Below are 14,406 nucleotides of genomic sequence, written 5' to 3' on the forward strand. Positions count from 1 at the left end.
ATGAGCGACAAGACCGAACTGAAGCCGTGCCCGTTCTGCGGGCCGCAAACCGACGATGGCAAGCGCATCGTTCTGTTGGAGGAACGCGAGGCCGACGGCTTCGTGCGCGGCTACACCGTCCGCTGCGATAACTGCGGCGTCGAGCACAGCGACGAATACGAGCACGAAGCCATCGCCGCCTGGAACCGCCGCGCCTCATCCACTGCGCCGGCCGCGTCCGTCACCGAGGCTGAGCTGTCCGCTGGCGTCCGGGCGCTGATGCTCCACAAGTTCGGCTCGGACGCCGAGGTGATGTTCGACATTCCAGCGGATGCGCCGCAGCACGCCATCGACGCCGTTAAGGCGCGCCTTGAGGAAGCACGCCGCGAAGTGAGCGTGGTCCTCTCCGCCGCCCGCGCCGTCGCGCCTGCCGTGGTGCCGGATGGATGGAAGCTCGTCCCGGTCGAGCCGACGCCGGAGATAGTGACGGCGATGGGAGACGTGCTGGACTCCGCCGACGCTGACGGTGAGCCGTGCTGGCACACCGAAGCGGAGCGCGCCTACCGCGCCGCCCTCTCCGCCGCTCCCGCCTCCCCCACGACGACGGCACAGGGGTGGCAGGACATCGCCACGGCGCCGAAGGACGGGACTGAGGTGCTGATCTACGCTGGCGCTGTGTTCACGGCTTGCTGGACGCGGGGATACGACAACATCCGCCAAGAGCACTTCGGGTGCTTCGTTACGGACGCCTACGACAAGCTGTTCAGCGCCACCCACTGGATGCCCCTCCCCTCCGCCCCCTCCACCTCCGCCGGGGAGGGGTGAGACATGACCTGCCCGCGATGCGATGGCTCCGGATACGAGCCAGTCCAATCCGGTCCCGATCTGGCTTGCCTCAAGTGCGGCGGGGCCGGGATCTCTGCGAGCGACGACCGGTACCCGGACGAGGCCGAGTACTGGCATGCCCCATTCCCGCCAGCCACCACCTCCCCGGACTGACCGCCATGACCACAGACACCGCCCCGCTGAGCGAGCGCCTGCGCAACGCCGTCTTCATGAGCAGAGACACCGGCGAATGGCTGATAGACCAGAACGAGTCCGGCATAGGCGAAGAAGCCGCCGACGCTCTCGACGCGCTGTCCGCGCGCGTCAAGGATCTGGAGGTGGAGCGGGAGCGCTGGAAGGGCACCGTGCGCGAACTCTCCGCCGCGTGCCAGAAGCGCGCCGAGGAACGCGATGACGCGCGGGGCAGCTACGACAACAAGTGCATGGATGACATGGAGCACCGCGAGTCCATGGCCGGCGCCCTCGGTATGTCGTGGGACGGCTGCGACCCATTTGAATGGCCGGAGATCATTGCGCGGGGCAACGAGCTTCGCACCACGCTGAAGATGCGGCCGGAATGGAAAGCTCGCGCCACCCAGGCGGAGGCCGACCGGGACGCGCTGCGGGCGGCGCAGCCGGACATCGCGCGGGAACTGGCGGAGGCGCTGAACGGCGTGTTCAACATGGCTGGGAACTACATCGACCAGCACCTGATGCAGAACCCCGACAAGGACCCGGACATTATCCGCGCCGCCGCCGCGCTCGCCAAAGCCCGCGCCGCCGGCATCCTGCCGGAGGGGGCGTAGATGGCGCGCCCCAAGCCCAAGTTCACGTTCACGCCGCGCCTGATGACGGCCCTGGACGTGGCGACCTACCTGAACCGCTCGGAGCAGTGGTTTGCGATGAAACGCCCGCAGATGGAGGAGGCCGGGTTTCCCCGGCCCGATCCGCTGCTGGGGCTGTACGACCAGCGGGCGATCGACCTGTGGCTTGACCGGCGGTCCGGCTTGGCCACAGCATCTCCGGCGAACGACAGCGCGCCGCGGGCGGCGAACGACGCCCAGGCGCCCGATCCGTTCATGGCTGCCTGTGGGAAATGACGATGGTCCGCGTGGACTTTCCGGGCGTGAACATGGTGACGAAGCGCCTCGCGAGCGGCGAGCGTAGGGTCTACTACTACCATCGGGCCAGCGGGATTCGGCTGCCTGATGACCCGCGCAGCCCGGAGTTCGCCCAGGCATACGCCAAGCTGAACGCCGCCCCCGCAACCAGGCTGGATGATCCAAAGCCGGAGACGTTCGCCGCGCTGATCGAAGCGTACAAGGCCAGCCCGGACTTCCTGCAACTGGCGGAGGAGACACGGAAGTCGTACGCGCGCCACCTCGACACCCTGTCGCTTGGCAACACGGCCAAGGGCGGGAAGTTCAAGGGATGGGGCGCCCTGCCCGTCAAGGCGGTCGAGCGCAAGCACGTCCTGACCCTCCGCGACACGTTCATGGAGAAGCCGCGGACAGCCAACTACATGGTCCAGGTGCTGCGGCTCCTGCTGACCTTCGCCGTTGATCGCGGGTGGCGGGCGGACAACCCGGCCCAGCGGCCGAAGATGCTGAAGACCGGAGACGGTCACCGGCCGTGGGAGGAATCGGAGATCGAATCCTTCCGCGCGAAGTGGGGGCCGACCACCCGCGAGCGCGTCGCCTTCGAGCTGCTGCTGAACACCGGGCAGCGCGCCGGCGACGTGGCGGCCATGGTCCGCCAGCACTACCGCAGCGGCACCATTTCCGTGACCCAGCAGAAGACGAACGAGCGCCTGTGGATCCCCGCGTCTCAGGAGCTGGTCGCGGTGCTCGATCCGTGGCTGGAGTCGCACAAGCACATGGCGATGCTGCCCAGCCGATTCCACAAGCCGATGACCCCGAACGGCTTCGTCCACTTCATGAGCGACGCGATTCGCGAGGCCGGTCTTGCCGACGACGTGACGACCCACGGCCTGCGCTACACCGCCGCGACCATGCTGCACGAGTTGAAGCTGGAGTGGGAGGTGATCGCCTCGATCACGGGGCACCAGACCGTGGCCATGGTCCGGAAGTACACCGCCAAGAAGCGGAATGCCCAGCTTGCAATTGCCTCTCTGGACGCCGCCCGAGCGGCCAAGGGGAAGGGGAAGAAGGGGCGCCCGAAGAACGCCGAATGAACGGAATTTGCAAACCGCCGATGATCGGATTGCAAACCGTGGGAAAAACGGGGCCTCAAACTGGCCCTAAGCCCTTGAAAGTAATGGTGATCCGGGTGGGATTCGAACCCACGGCCACATGATTAAAAGTCACGTGCTCTACCGACTGAGCTACCGGATCACATCGTCTGAAGATCGCTTGGAAACGCGATCGCCGGAGAGGGGCGCACCATAAGAGGGGACGCCCCGCCGGTCAACCGTGGGGTTGAGCTTGGCGCGCAAAATTTGCCCGTCAACCCCTGGGCCAAGCAAAGGCCGCGCCCTTCCCGCAAAGCGGGCCGGCGCTCATCCCTGCTTCAGCGTCTGCACATGCTTGTTGTTGTCGCCGTTGTTGGCCTCCAGCGCGAATCGCTCGGCCAGATGGTCGGCCACGCGGGCGCTGACGAAGCTGCGGATGTCCCCGCCCAGGCGCCCGATCTCCTTCACGAAGCGCGAGGAGATGAACTGGTGCTTTTCCGAGGCCATCAGGAACATGGTCTCGACCTTGGGGTTCAGGCGCGCGTTCATGCCCGCCATCTGGAACTCGTATTCGAAGTCCGAGACGGCGCGCAGGCCGCGGATGATGACGGTGGCGTTCATCTCCACGGCGAACTGCATCAGCAGCGTGTCGAAGGCGCGCACCTCGATGCTGGTGCCGTTGTTGAGGGCGGACACATCCTCCCGCACCATGGCGACCCGCTCGTCGGTGGAGAAGAGCGGGCCTTTGCCGGCGTTGCGCGCAACGCCGACAATCAGGTGATCGACCAAGCGCGAGGCGCGCTGGATGATGTCCAGGTGCCCGTTGGTGATCGGGTCGAAGGTGCCGGGATAGACACCGATGCGGCGCTTGGCCATGGGAGTACCTTCCGCCCTTTCTTATTCGATCGAGTCCTCGGGACCGGAAGCGGCATCACCGTTCGCAATCCCGGTGTCCACACCGGTGTCCACGCCGGTCGTTCCGTCAACGCCGTTGCCGTCGCCGTTCAGGCCAAGCTCGCCGCCGTTGCCATTGCCGTTCCCGTTGTCCTCGTCCTCCGCGATGGAGGCGACGGAGACGACGCGTTCATCCGCACCGACGCGGAACAGCGTGACGCCCAGCGTCTTGCGGCCGGCGATGCGCACGTCGTGGATCGGCATGCGGATGACCTGGCCGCCGTTGGTGACCATCATCACCTGGTGCTTGGCCTCCACCGGGAAGGCCGCGACGATGGAGCCGTTGCGCTCGCCCATCTCCATGTTCCAGATGCCCTGGCCGCCGCGGCCGGTCACCCGGTATTCATAGGACGACGTGCGCTTTCCGTAGCCGCGCTCGGTCACGGTCAGGATGTACTGTTCCTGGCGCTTCAGGTCCTCGTAGAGTTCCTGGGACAGCGTGACGGCCTCGGTCGGGACCTCGTCGGCCTCCGGTGCCGCCTCGCCTTCCATGTCCACGCCTTCCTCGCGCTTGCGCTTGAGATAGGCCGCGCGCTCCTCCGGCGTGGCGTTGACGTGATGCAGCGTGGTCATGGAGATGACCTCGTCGCCGTCGGCCAGACGGATGCCGCGCACGCCGGTGGAGGTGCGGCCGGCGAAGACGCGCACGTCGGCGACCTCGAAGCGGATGCACTTGCCGCCGCTGGTCGCCAGCAGGACGTCGTCCGCTTCCGAGCAGGTGCGGACGGCGATCAGCCGCTCGCCCTCCTCCTCCAGCTTCATGGCGATCAGGCCGTTGGAGCGGATGTTGGCGAAGTCCGACATGCGGTTGCGGCGCACGTTGCCCTTCGACGTGGCGAAGACCACGTGCAGGTTGGCCCACACCGCCTCGTCCTCGGGCAGCGGCAGGACGGTGGTGATCGTCTCGCCGTCGATCAGCGGCAGCAGGTTCACGAAGGCCTTGCCGCGCGCCTGCGGGTTGCCCAGCGGCAGGCGGTAGACCTTCAGCTTGTAAACCATGCCGCGCGAGGAGAAGAGCAGCAGCGGCGTGTGCGTGTTGGCGACGAACAGGTCGCTGACCGCGTCCTCCGCCTTCATCGACATGCCCGACCGGCCCTTGCCGCCGCGCTTCTGCGCGCGGTAGGTGGACAGCGGCACGCGCTTGACGTAGCCGGACTGGCTGACCGTGACGACCATGTCCTCGCGCTGGATCAGGTCCTCGATGTCGGCCTCGAACTCCAGCTCCTGGATCTCGGTGCGGCGCGGGTTGCCGAACCGCTCCTTCATCTCCACCAGCTCGTCGCGCAGGATGCCCAGCAGCTTCACGCGGTTGGCCAGCGTTTCCAGGTAGTCGGCGATCTGGTCGGTGACATCCCGAAGCTCGGCGCCGATCTTATCGCGCTCCAGCCCGGTCAGGCGGTGCAGGCGCAGGTCCAGGATGGCGCGGGCCTGCTCTTCCGACAGGCGGTAGGTGCCGTTCTCCGACACGCCGCGGCCCGGCTCGTCGATCAGCGCGATCAGCGGGGCGACGTCCAGCGCCGGCCACTCGCGCTCCATCAGCTGCTCGCGCGCCCAGACGGGGTCGGGGGCGCTGCGGATCAGCGCGATCATGTCGTCCAGGTTGGCGACCGCGACCGCCAGGCCGACCAAGGTGTGGGCGCGTTCGCGCGCCTTGCCGAGCAGGAACTCGGTGCGCCGGGTGATGACCTGCTCGCGGAAGCGGACGAAGGCGACGATGATCTGCCGCAGGTTCATCAGCTCCGGCCGGCCGCCGTTCAGCGCCAGCATGTTGACGCCGAAGGACGTCTGCAGCTGGGTGTGGCGGAACAGCTGGGCCAGCACCACGTCGGGCATGGCGTCGCGCTTCAGCTCGATCACCACGCGCACGCCGTCGCGGTCCGATTCGTCGCGCAGGTCGGAGATGCCCTCGATGGTCTTGTCGTTGACCACCTCGCCGATGCGCTCCATCAGCTTGGACTTGTTGACCTGGTACGGGATTTCCGTCGCCACGATGGCGAAGCGGTCCTTGCGGATCTCCTCGATCTCGGTCTTGGCGCGGATGATCACCGAGCCGCGGCCGGTGGTCAGAGCCGACCGGATGCCCGACCGGCCGAGGATCAGGCCGCCCGTCGGGAAGTCCGGACCCGGCACGAACTCCATCAGCTCTTCGTCGGTGATGTCGTTGTTGTCGATGTAGGCGCAGCAGGCGTCCACCACCTCGCCCAGATTGTGGGTCGGGATGTTGGTGGCCATGCCGACGGCGATGCCGCCGGCGCCGTTGACCAGCAGGTTCGGGAAGCGCGCCGGGACGACCGTGGGCTCCTTGCCCGAATCGTCGTAGTTCGCCTGGAAATCGACCGTGTCCTTGTCGATGTCGTCGAGCAGCGCCTCCGCCGCCTTGGCCAGACGCGCCTCGGTGTAGCGCATGGCCGCCGGCGGGTCGCCGTCCATCGATCCGAAGTTGCCCTGCCCGTCGATCAGCGGCAGGCGCATGGAGAAGTCCTGCGCCATGCGGACCATGGCGTCGTAGATCGCGCTGTCGCCGTGCGGGTGGTATTTACCCATCACGTCGCCGACGATGCGCGCCGACTTCTTGTAGGGCTTGGTCGAGTCGTACCCGCCCTCCTTCATCGCGTAGAGGATGCGCCGGTGCACCGGCTTCAGGCCGTCGCGCACGTCGGGCAATGCGCGGCTCACGATCACGCTCATCGCGTAATCGAGATACGAGCGGCGCATCTCGTCTTCGATCGTGACCGGCGCGATGTCGGAGGCGGGAGGAAGGGGTGTCGTGCTCAAGGAGACAAACTCATTCTTCTGGCTGCGGCGATGCCTGACCGATCAGCGGTTCCGTTCAACGGTGGCGCATCCGCACGACCCTGCGGGCCGCTGTATGCAATATAAGAATTCCTACCAGCTTTCGCAGGTGCACTCAACGCTCCGGGGCCGAAGCGGTTTCCGGCGTTTCCATTCCGACATTTCCCAATCTGGCCCCCATCTTCAACCCTGTCTGCACATCCCGGTTCAGCGGCGGCTCAGCAGCGCGAAGCGCAGCGAAAGGATGCTCACCGATACCACACTGGCGATGAGAATTCCCTCAAAAAGACCGCGCTCGCCCCGTTCCCATCCGAACGCGAGCAGGGCCGAGACCGGAATCATCACCACCGCGTAGGACACGAAATGCAGCGCCGTCGGCACCCAGGCGTCGCCGCGGCCGCGCAGCGCGTTGGCCATCACCGTCTGGCCGCCGTCGGCCACCAGCACCCAGGCGGTGAAGGCGATCAGCGGCGCCACGCGCTCGACCAGCGCCGGGTCGGCGCTGTAGATGGCCGCCAGCGGCTCCGGCACGCTGACGTACAGGACCCCGACGACGGCCAGGATCAGGCTGGTCACCCCCAGCCCGGTCCAGCCGGCCAGCGCCATGTCCAGCCGGTCGCGCCGGCCGTAGGCGACGCCGACCCGCACCGCGGTGGCGGAGCCCAGCCCCACCGCCGCCATGAAGGGCAGCGCCGTCAGGTTCAGCCCCACCGTGTAGGCGCCCAGCGCCAGCGGCGAGATCATGCCGGCGAACAGGCCGAGAGTCGCGAAGGCGCCGCTCTCCACCGCGAGGCTGAGGCCGGCGGCGTAGCCCAGGTGCCTCTGCCGGTGGCTGTCGCGCCACCACGCGCCGACCGGCGCGCGCACGCCCCAGCGCTCGTGGTCGCTCATCCGCCACGCGTACAGGGCGAGGCCGAGGCCCATCACCCAGCGGACCGCCGTGGTCGCCCAGGCGGAGCCGACCGCGCCCATGGCGGGAAAGCCCAGGTGCCCCCAGACCAGCGCCCAGGCCAGCAGCGCGTTCACCAGGTTGCCGACGATCATCACGACCATGCCCGGCACCGGCCGCTTCAGCCCTTCCAGGAAGAAGCCCGTGGCGACGTACAGCATCATCCCCGGCGCGCCGAGGCCGAGCACCGCCAGGACCGCGGCCCCGCCCTCCACCAGGTCCGGCGACTGGCCGGTCAGGCGGAAGAACGGCCCGCCGGCCAGGGAGCCGAGCGCGAACAGAACGCTCAGCAGCAGCGCGTAGGGAATCGACCGCCGCCAGACGCGCCCGCACTCCTTTTCGTCGCCCGCGCCCAGCGCGTGGGCGGTGGTGGCGACGACGCCCATCAGCAGGCCGACGCCGGTCGTGATCATCAGGTTTGAGGGCAGGTGCGCCAGGCCGTAATAGGCCAGCTCCTGCGCGCTGTAGCGGCCGACGATGGCCGTGTCGACCGCCATCATCACGATCAGCCCGGCGCGCGACACGATCACGGGCGCCGCCAGCCGCAGCAGCTCACCCACATGGGCGCGCAGGCGGTCGGTGATCCGGGGTGCTGGAAGCGAGGTTTCGGTCATGACGTTTTGGGCATTCTGAAGCCGGATGGTCGGACGGCGGCGGAGCCGGCCATCTTCACCACGCGGCGTACCACGTCAAGTGGCAGCTCATCCCCCTTCCGCCCCGTTGCAAATCCAACGCGCGCGCCGGAACCAACGCGCGCGAAGCGGCGTTGATCAGGCAACACCAGCCACACAGGAGTTCGGGATCATGAGCCGCACGATGCAGTTCCCCGTGCGCCAGATTGCGCTTGCCAGCTTCATCCTGACCTTCGCTGCGCTGCTTGCCGGCTGCAACACGGTCGATGGGGCCGGGCAGGATCTGAAGGCCGGCGGCCGCGCCGTCGAGCGGGCGGTCGAGTGACCACCCATCCGGCCAATCGCATGCATCAACAACCGAAGGTTTCTGCGATGAGTGACCCCATGGCGTCCGACCCCATGACTCCGGGCGGCCCCGGCGAGATCCCCAGCCCCGGCACGCCCACGCCCGAGCCGACCCAGCCGACCACGCCGGAGCCCTACCCCGTGCCGTCCAACCCGGACGTGCCGCCGGAGATGCCGCCCCCCGCCGGCGAACCCATGCCCGGCGAGCCCAACCCGACCCAGGCCTAACTCAGACCCCTGACCCAGACCTCGGATCCAGACCTGATCCGGGCCCAAACAAAGGCCGGTGCGTCCGCGGGCGCACCGGCCTTTGCTTTGCCGGCGTCAACCGGCGGCGCGCGACCCACCACCCCGCACAGTATTCGAACCAACGAACCTTCGAACAATCAAATGGTCTGAAAACGGAAACAACACGAAAACACAAGGGACACAACACAGCCTGGGCCGGTGGCAAAATTTGGTTCAGGCGAATTAATGATTTTTTTACCTTTCCTCCTTCCCCACTTCGATGTTAACAATCTGTTAACCAATCACGGAGAGGAACCATGGCCAAGTTTTGGGGGAAGGACACCGCGGACCGCCTCACCGGGTCCAGCGACGCCGACTCGATCTACGGCGGTGGTGGCAATGATTCGCTCGCCGGCGGCCTGGGCAACGACTACCTGAACGGCGGCGCCGGAAACGATTGGCTCGGCGATCCCTATTCCGGCGACGCCGGCAACGACAGCATGTACGGCGGAACCGGCAGCGACCAGCTGTTCGGCGGGGCCGGAAACGACTGGCTGGACGGCGGCACCGACAACGACACGCTCAAGGGCGGGCGCGGCGACGACACGATGTTCGGCGGGGCCGGCGACGACTGGCTGGTGGACACGCTGCGCGACGACGGCCGCGACCTGTTCGTGCCCGGGGCCGGCAACGACCACATGGTCAGCTATTTCGACGCGACGGCCGACATCTTCCGGATGCAGTCGGCCACCGGCGGCTTCGGCAAGGACGACATCCAGTATTTCGAGCGGGGGATCGACCGGATCGAGTTCCAGGGCTACACGGCCGGCGGCATGAGCGTCTCGACCACCCAGACCGGGACGGTCTTCTCCTTCCGGGACGGATCGTCGCTCTCGGTGGACGCCACGGGGCTCCAGGCCGGCCGCGACTACGTCTTCACCTGACGCGCAACCAAGGACGGACGGAGGGCCGGAGGAAACTTCGGCCCCCGCGCCGATCCGTTCGCCCTCCTGCCGCGTTACAGCTGTGCCCAAGCGAAGCCCAAGCGATGGAGGAGGCACAGATGCGGACCAATCCAGGACGTCCATCATCGGTCGGCGCGGCGGTCGGCGCGGTTGGGGCGCGGCTGCTCGCGGCCGGCGCGCTGCTCGCTCTCGGCGCCTGCGCGGAGGCCGGCGACCCGCCGCGGCCGATGGCGTCGATCTCGCCGCTGGAACTCGTCGGCCTGTCGGTCCAGTCGGCGGAGGCCGACCGCATCCTGGGCAGGGTCGACGACGTGGTGGTGACGCCCAGCCGCGAGCCCGTCCAGGTTCTCGTGGCGAGCGGCGCGCCGGTCTATCCGCTGAAGCGCCGGGTGGCCGTGGACACCGGCAACCTCCGCTATTCCAGCGAGCGCCAGGCCCTGCTGCTGACCGGGATGAGCCCCGACCAGTTCGCCGCCCTGCCGCCGATCGTCGGCAACGGCCAGCCGGCGTCCCTGCCCGGCGCGACGGACGCGACCAACTGGTACCGCGCGACCAACCCCGGCCCGCGCTGAGCCCGTCCCGGACCAAGCACCGGCCGCACAAAAGAACGGCGCCGCGGAAGGAACTCCGCAGCGCCGTCGAAACGCGTTTGACCGGATCGGAGCAAACCGCTCGTCAGAACGGGATCTCGTCGTCCAGGTCGTCGTGACGGGGCGGAGCACCACCGCCGCTGCGGCCACCGCCGCCGCCCCCGCCGTAACCGCCGCCGCCGCCGGCACCACCGCCGTAGCCGCCACCGCCGCCGCCACCGCGCGACTCGTAACCGCCACCGCCGCCACCGTAGCCGCCGCCACCTTCGCCCTCGCGCGGGCCGCCGGTGAAGTCGATCTCGTTGACACGCACGGAGAGGCCGGCGCCACGGGTGCCGTCGCGCTTCTCATACTCGCGGATCGTCACCTCGCCGGACACGACGACCTGCTTGCCCTTGGTCAGGTGCGGGGCCAGCGCCTCGGCGCGACGGCCCCAGATGGAGCAATCGACCCACTGCGTGGTCTTGCGCTCGCCGAACCCGACGTCGTTGGCGACGCGGAAGCCCAGCACCTTCTCGCCGCTCTGCGTGGAGCGCAACTCGCCATCCGCGCCCAGGCGCCCCGTAAACGTCCATACATTCATCGCACGTGTCTCCTAGCGCGGGTGTACCGGCATCCTCTCCGACCCGTTCGGGCGCCCGGCGGAAGGGCGTCCAGATGCCAGTGGTGTCTGTTCGCAGGGCCGGTTTGTCTGTTTGCCCCTAGCCCCGCTCACGCTCCACAAAGCATGACGCACGGGCGCGGGTCAACCGCCGCGGAGCGCTTGGCCCCTTCCGCCCGAACCAACCCGCCCGGCCCGCGCGGAAGAGAACACTCCGTGAACAAATATAGCAGAGTCCGTTGGCCCGTGAAACAGATTCCTTCGCCCTGCCCCGCCTTTCCCAACGGACCACCGGCCGAATCGGCGGCAAAAGGGGATGATGGGCGCGGCGCGACGGTGGCAATTCGGTCGCGCCTGCCACATATCTGTCCGGGCTTCAACCCCTTCTCTGCCGTCTTCCCTTTCCTCCCCGTTTCGGCTAAGAACACTCCATGAACAAGCACATCAGTGTCCGCGGCGCGCGGGAACACAACCTGAAGAACGTCGACGTCGACCTGCCGCGGGACGAGCTGATCGTCATCACCGGCCTGTCGGGGTCCGGCAAGTCGTCCCTGGCGTTCGACACCATCTACGCCGAGGGCCAACGGCGCTACGTCGAGAGCCTGTCGGCCTACGCGCGCCAGTTCCTGGAGCTGATGCAGAAGCCGGACGTCGATTCGATCGAGGGGCTGTCGCCGGCCATCTCCATCGAACAGAAGACGACGTCGAAGAACCCGCGCTCCACCGTCGGCACGGTGACGGAGATCTACGACTACATGCGCCTGCTCTGGGCGCGCGTCGGCATCCCCTATTCGCCGGCCACCGGCCTGCCGATCGAAAGCCAGACGGTCAGCCAGATGGTCGACCGCATCCTGGCCATGCCGGAGGGCACGCGCCTGCTCCTCCTGGCGCCGCTCATCCGCGGCCGCAAGGGCGAGTACAAGAAGGAGATCCAGGACCTGCGCAAGCGCGGCTTCCAGCGCGTGCGCGTCGACGGCACCATGCACGAGATCGACGAGGTCCCGGCGCTCAACAAGAAGCTGAAGCACGACATCGACGTGGTGGTGGACCGCATCGTCGTGCGCGAAGGGCTGGGCAACCGCCTGGCCGATTCGCTGGAGACGGCGCTCGGCCTCGCCGACGGCATCGTCTTCGTGGAGAACGCGGACAACCACGAGCAGACCGTCTTCTCGCAGAAGTTCGCCTGCCCGGTGTCCGGCTTCACGATCCCGGAGATCGAGCCGCGCCTGTTCTCCTTCAACAACCCGTTCGGCGCCTGCCCGGCCTGCGACGGACTGGGCAGCAAGATTTACTTCGACCCCATGCTGGTCGTGCCGGACGAGCGGCTGTCGCTGAAGAAGGGCGCCATCGCCCCCTGGGCCGGCTCCAGCTCGCAGTACTACGTGCAGACGCTGGAGAGCATCGCCAAGCATTTCGGCGTCGGCATGGACACCCCGTGGGAGGATCTGCCGGAGGCGGTCAAGCAGACCATCCTCTTCGGCTCCGACGGGTCGCCGATCACCATGACCTACGACGACGGCCTGCGCAGCTACCAGACGCACAAGGCTTTCGAGGGCATCGTCAACAACCTGGAACGGCGCTACCGCGAGACGGAAAGCGCCTACATGCGCGACGAGCTGTCGAAGTACCAGTCGTCCCAGCCCTGCGAGACCTGCAAGGGCGCCCGCCTGAAGCCGGAGGCGCTGGCCGTCAAGGTGCACGGCCTGCACATCTCCGCGGCTTCCGAAATGTCCATCGCCGACGCGGCCGGCTGGTTCAACACGCTGAACGACCACCTGCGCCCGAAGGACAAGGAGATCGCCTACCGCATCCTGAAGGAAATCAACGAGCGGCTGGGCTTCCTCAACGCCGTCGGCCTGGAATACCTGACGCTCAGCCGCGGCTCCGGCTCCCTGTCCGGCGGCGAGAGCCAGCGAATCCGCCTGGCCTCGCAGATCGGCTCCGGCCTGACCGGCGTGCTCTACGTGCTGGACGAGCCCTCCATCGGCCTGCACCAGCGCGACAACGACCGGCTGCTGGCGACGCTGAAGCGCCTGCGCGACCTCGGCAACACCGTGATCGTGGTGGAGCATGACGAGGACGCGATCCGCACCGCCGACTATCTGGTGGACATGGGTCCCGGCGCCGGCCAGCACGGCGGCACCGTCATCGCCCAGGGCAAGCCGGAGGAGGTGCGGAAGAACCCCAACAGCGTCACCGCCCAGTTCCTGAACGGCACCCGGTTCGTGCCGGTGCCCGACGAGCGCCGGACCGGCCACAAGGGCCAGTTCCTGGAGGTGAAGGGGGCCCGCGCCAACAACCTGAAGAACGTGTCGGCACGCGTTCCGCTGGGCACCTTCACCTGCGTCACCGGCGTGTCGGGCGGCGGCAAGTCCACCCTGATCATCGAGACGCTCTACAAGGCCGTGGCGCGCAAGCTGATGGGCGCCCGCGAGCACCCGGCGGAGCATGACGAGCTGACGGGGCTGGAGCATCTGGACAAGGTCATCGACATCGACCAGTCCCCGATCGGCCGCACCCCGCGCTCCAACCCCGCGACCTACACCGGCGCCTTCACCCCGATCCGCGACTGGTTCGCCGGCCTGCCGGAGGCGAAGGCCCGCGGCTACGGCCCAGGCCGCTTCTCCTTCAACGTGAAGGGCGGGCGCTGCGAGGCTTGCCAGGGCGACGGCGTCATCAAGATCGAGATGCACTTCCTGCCGGACGTCTACGTCACATGCGACGTCTGCCACGGCAAGCGCTACAACCGCGAGACCTTGGAGGTCACCTACCGCGACAAGACCATCGCGGACGTGCTGGACATGACCGTCGAGGAGGGCAAGGAGTTCTTCAAGGCCGTGCCCGGCATCCGCGACAAGCTGGAGACGCTGGAACGGGTGGGCCTCGGCTACATCCACATCGGCCAGCCCGCCACGACGCTGTCCGGCGGCGAGGCGCAGCGCGTGAAGCTGTCGAAGGAACTGAGCCGCCGCGCCACCGGCCGCACCCTCTACATCCTCGACGAGCCAACCACCGGCTTGCACTTCGCCGACGTGGAGAAGCTGATGGAGGTGCTCCACGCGCTGGTCGACCAGGGCAACACGGTGCTGGTGATCGAGCACAACTTGGAGGTCATCAAGACCGCCGACTGGATCATCGACCTCGGCCCCGAGGGCGGCACCGGCGGCGGCGAGGTCGTCGCGGAAGGCTCGCCGGAAGACGTGGTCAAGGTCTCCCGGAGTTACACCGGCCAGTATCTGGCGCCCTACCTGAAGGCGAAGCCGAAAACCCGAAAGAGGGCGTAAAGACGGGCCGGGGACTCCCCGGCCCTTTTCTTATCATAGCGCTCCCGCCGGGAAAGGAAACAAACGCGCC

Annotated in this window: 13 protein-coding genes and 1 tRNA gene; 9 read left to right on the forward strand and 5 right to left on the reverse strand. The window is 67.7% G+C overall.

The genetic code is table 11. The features are described from left to right. The 4 genes from J2851_RS02465 (at position 1) to J2851_RS02480 (ending at position 2,998) form a co-directional block, all read left to right on the forward strand. Positions 1–804 carry a Lar family restriction alleviation protein gene (locus J2851_RS02465; RefSeq protein ID WP_209763217.1) on the forward strand — a complete coding sequence of 268 codons (804 nt, stop codon included), beginning with the start codon at positions 1–3 and terminating at the stop codon, positions 802–804. A 179-nt stretch (positions 805–983) separates the two neighbouring features. Further along, positions 984–1,610 (forward strand): hypothetical protein, encoded by a 627-nt coding sequence (locus J2851_RS02470; protein WP_209763219.1) that lies wholly within the window; start codon positions 984–986, stop codon positions 1,608–1,610. Then, positions 1,611–1,904 carry a hypothetical protein gene (locus J2851_RS02475; RefSeq protein WP_209763221.1) on the forward strand — a complete coding sequence of 98 codons (294 nt, stop codon included), beginning with the start codon at positions 1,611–1,613 and terminating at the stop codon, positions 1,902–1,904. Between the two features lie 2 nt (positions 1,905–1,906). Then, a complete protein-coding gene (locus tag J2851_RS02480) occupies positions 1,907–2,998 on the forward strand; it encodes a tyrosine-type recombinase/integrase (RefSeq protein ID WP_209763223.1) in 1,092 nt (363 codons plus the stop codon). A gap of 84 nt (positions 2,999–3,082) precedes the next feature. On the opposite strand, the gene J2851_RS02485 is transcribed toward J2851_RS02480, so the two are convergent. The 4 genes from J2851_RS02485 to J2851_RS02500 form a co-directional block, all read right to left on the reverse strand. Continuing rightward, positions 3,083–3,158, reverse strand: a tRNA-Lys gene (locus tag J2851_RS02485). A 164-nt stretch (positions 3,159–3,322) separates the two neighbouring features. Beyond that, complete coding sequence (gene coaD / locus J2851_RS02490; RefSeq protein ID WP_209763225.1) at positions 3,323–3,871, reverse strand: pantetheine-phosphate adenylyltransferase; 549 nt, start codon at positions 3,869–3,871, stop codon at positions 3,323–3,325. A gap of 21 nt (positions 3,872–3,892) precedes the next feature. Further along, on the reverse strand, positions 3,893–6,724 hold the full coding sequence (gene gyrA / locus J2851_RS02495; RefSeq protein WP_209763227.1) for a DNA gyrase subunit A: 2,832 nt from the start codon (positions 6,722–6,724) through the stop codon (positions 3,893–3,895). Positions 6,725–6,949: 225 nt separating this feature from the next. Beyond that, entirely contained in the window at positions 6,950–8,305 is a 1,356-nt protein-coding gene (locus tag J2851_RS02500) for an MATE family efflux transporter (RefSeq protein WP_209763229.1), read from the reverse strand. Positions 8,306–8,495: 190 nt separating this feature from the next. Between J2851_RS02500 and J2851_RS02505 the strand changes: the two genes are divergently transcribed. From J2851_RS02505 to J2851_RS02520, 4 genes are all read left to right on the forward strand, one after another. Then, on the forward strand, positions 8,496–8,648 hold the full coding sequence (locus J2851_RS02505; RefSeq protein WP_209763231.1) for an entericidin A/B family lipoprotein: 153 nt from the start codon (positions 8,496–8,498) through the stop codon (positions 8,646–8,648). 47 nt (positions 8,649–8,695) lie between these two features. Further along, positions 8,696–8,896 (forward strand): hypothetical protein, encoded by a 201-nt coding sequence (locus J2851_RS02510; RefSeq protein WP_246500354.1) that lies wholly within the window; start codon positions 8,696–8,698, stop codon positions 8,894–8,896. A gap of 317 nt (positions 8,897–9,213) precedes the next feature. Then, positions 9,214–9,840 carry a calcium-binding protein gene (locus J2851_RS36220; RefSeq protein WP_209763233.1) on the forward strand — a complete coding sequence of 209 codons (627 nt, stop codon included), beginning with the start codon at positions 9,214–9,216 and terminating at the stop codon, positions 9,838–9,840. 119 nt (positions 9,841–9,959) lie between these two features. Then, positions 9,960–10,433 (forward strand): hypothetical protein, encoded by a 474-nt coding sequence (locus J2851_RS02520; RefSeq protein WP_209763235.1) that lies wholly within the window; start codon positions 9,960–9,962, stop codon positions 10,431–10,433. Between the two features lie 103 nt (positions 10,434–10,536). Here the strand turns inward: J2851_RS02520 and J2851_RS36225 are convergent, their stop codons facing one another. Further along, on the reverse strand, positions 10,537–11,034 hold the full coding sequence (locus J2851_RS36225) for a single-stranded DNA-binding protein (protein ID WP_209763237.1): 498 nt from the start codon (positions 11,032–11,034) through the stop codon (positions 10,537–10,539). 449 nt (positions 11,035–11,483) lie between these two features. Here J2851_RS36225 and uvrA point away from each other — a divergent pair, with 449 nt between their 5' ends. Then, on the forward strand, positions 11,484–14,336 hold the full coding sequence (uvrA, locus tag J2851_RS02530; protein WP_209763239.1) for an excinuclease ABC subunit UvrA: 2,853 nt from the start codon (positions 11,484–11,486) through the stop codon (positions 14,334–14,336). The last annotated feature ends 70 nt before the right edge of the window (positions 14,337–14,406 follow it).

The sequence above is a fragment of the Azospirillum rugosum genome, from assembly GCF_017876155.1.
Taxonomy (GTDB): Bacteria; Pseudomonadota; Alphaproteobacteria; order Azospirillales; family Azospirillaceae; genus Azospirillum; species Azospirillum rugosum.

Coding starts and splice junctions, on each gene's coding strand:
- J2851_RS02465 (WP_209763217.1), top strand. CDS start 1: ATGAGCGACAAGACCGAACTGAAGCCGTGCCCGTTCTGCGGGCCGCAA.
- J2851_RS02470 (WP_209763219.1), top strand. CDS start 984: ATGACCACAGACACCGCCCCGCTGAGCGAGCGCCTGCGCAACGCCGTC.
- J2851_RS02475 (WP_209763221.1), top strand. CDS start 1,611: ATGGCGCGCCCCAAGCCCAAGTTCACGTTCACGCCGCGCCTGATGACG.
- J2851_RS02480 (WP_209763223.1), top strand. CDS start 1,907: ATGGTCCGCGTGGACTTTCCGGGCGTGAACATGGTGACGAAGCGCCTC.
- coaD (WP_209763225.1), bottom strand. CDS start 3,871: ATGGCCAAGCGCCGCATCGGTGTCTATCCCGGCACCTTCGACCCGATC.
- J2851_RS02500 (WP_209763229.1), bottom strand. CDS start 8,305: ATGACCGAAACCTCGCTTCCAGCACCCCGGATCACCGACCGCCTGCGC.
- J2851_RS02505 (WP_209763231.1), top strand. CDS start 8,496: ATGAGCCGCACGATGCAGTTCCCCGTGCGCCAGATTGCGCTTGCCAGC.
- J2851_RS02510 (WP_246500354.1), top strand. CDS start 8,696: ATGAGTGACCCCATGGCGTCCGACCCCATGACTCCGGGCGGCCCCGGC.
- J2851_RS36220 (WP_209763233.1), top strand. CDS start 9,214: ATGGCCAAGTTTTGGGGGAAGGACACCGCGGACCGCCTCACCGGGTCC.
- J2851_RS02520 (WP_209763235.1), top strand. CDS start 9,960: ATGCGGACCAATCCAGGACGTCCATCATCGGTCGGCGCGGCGGTCGGC.
- J2851_RS36225 (WP_209763237.1), bottom strand. CDS start 11,034: ATGAATGTATGGACGTTTACGGGGCGCCTGGGCGCGGATGGCGAGTTG.
- uvrA (WP_209763239.1), top strand. CDS start 11,484: ATGAACAAGCACATCAGTGTCCGCGGCGCGCGGGAACACAACCTGAAG.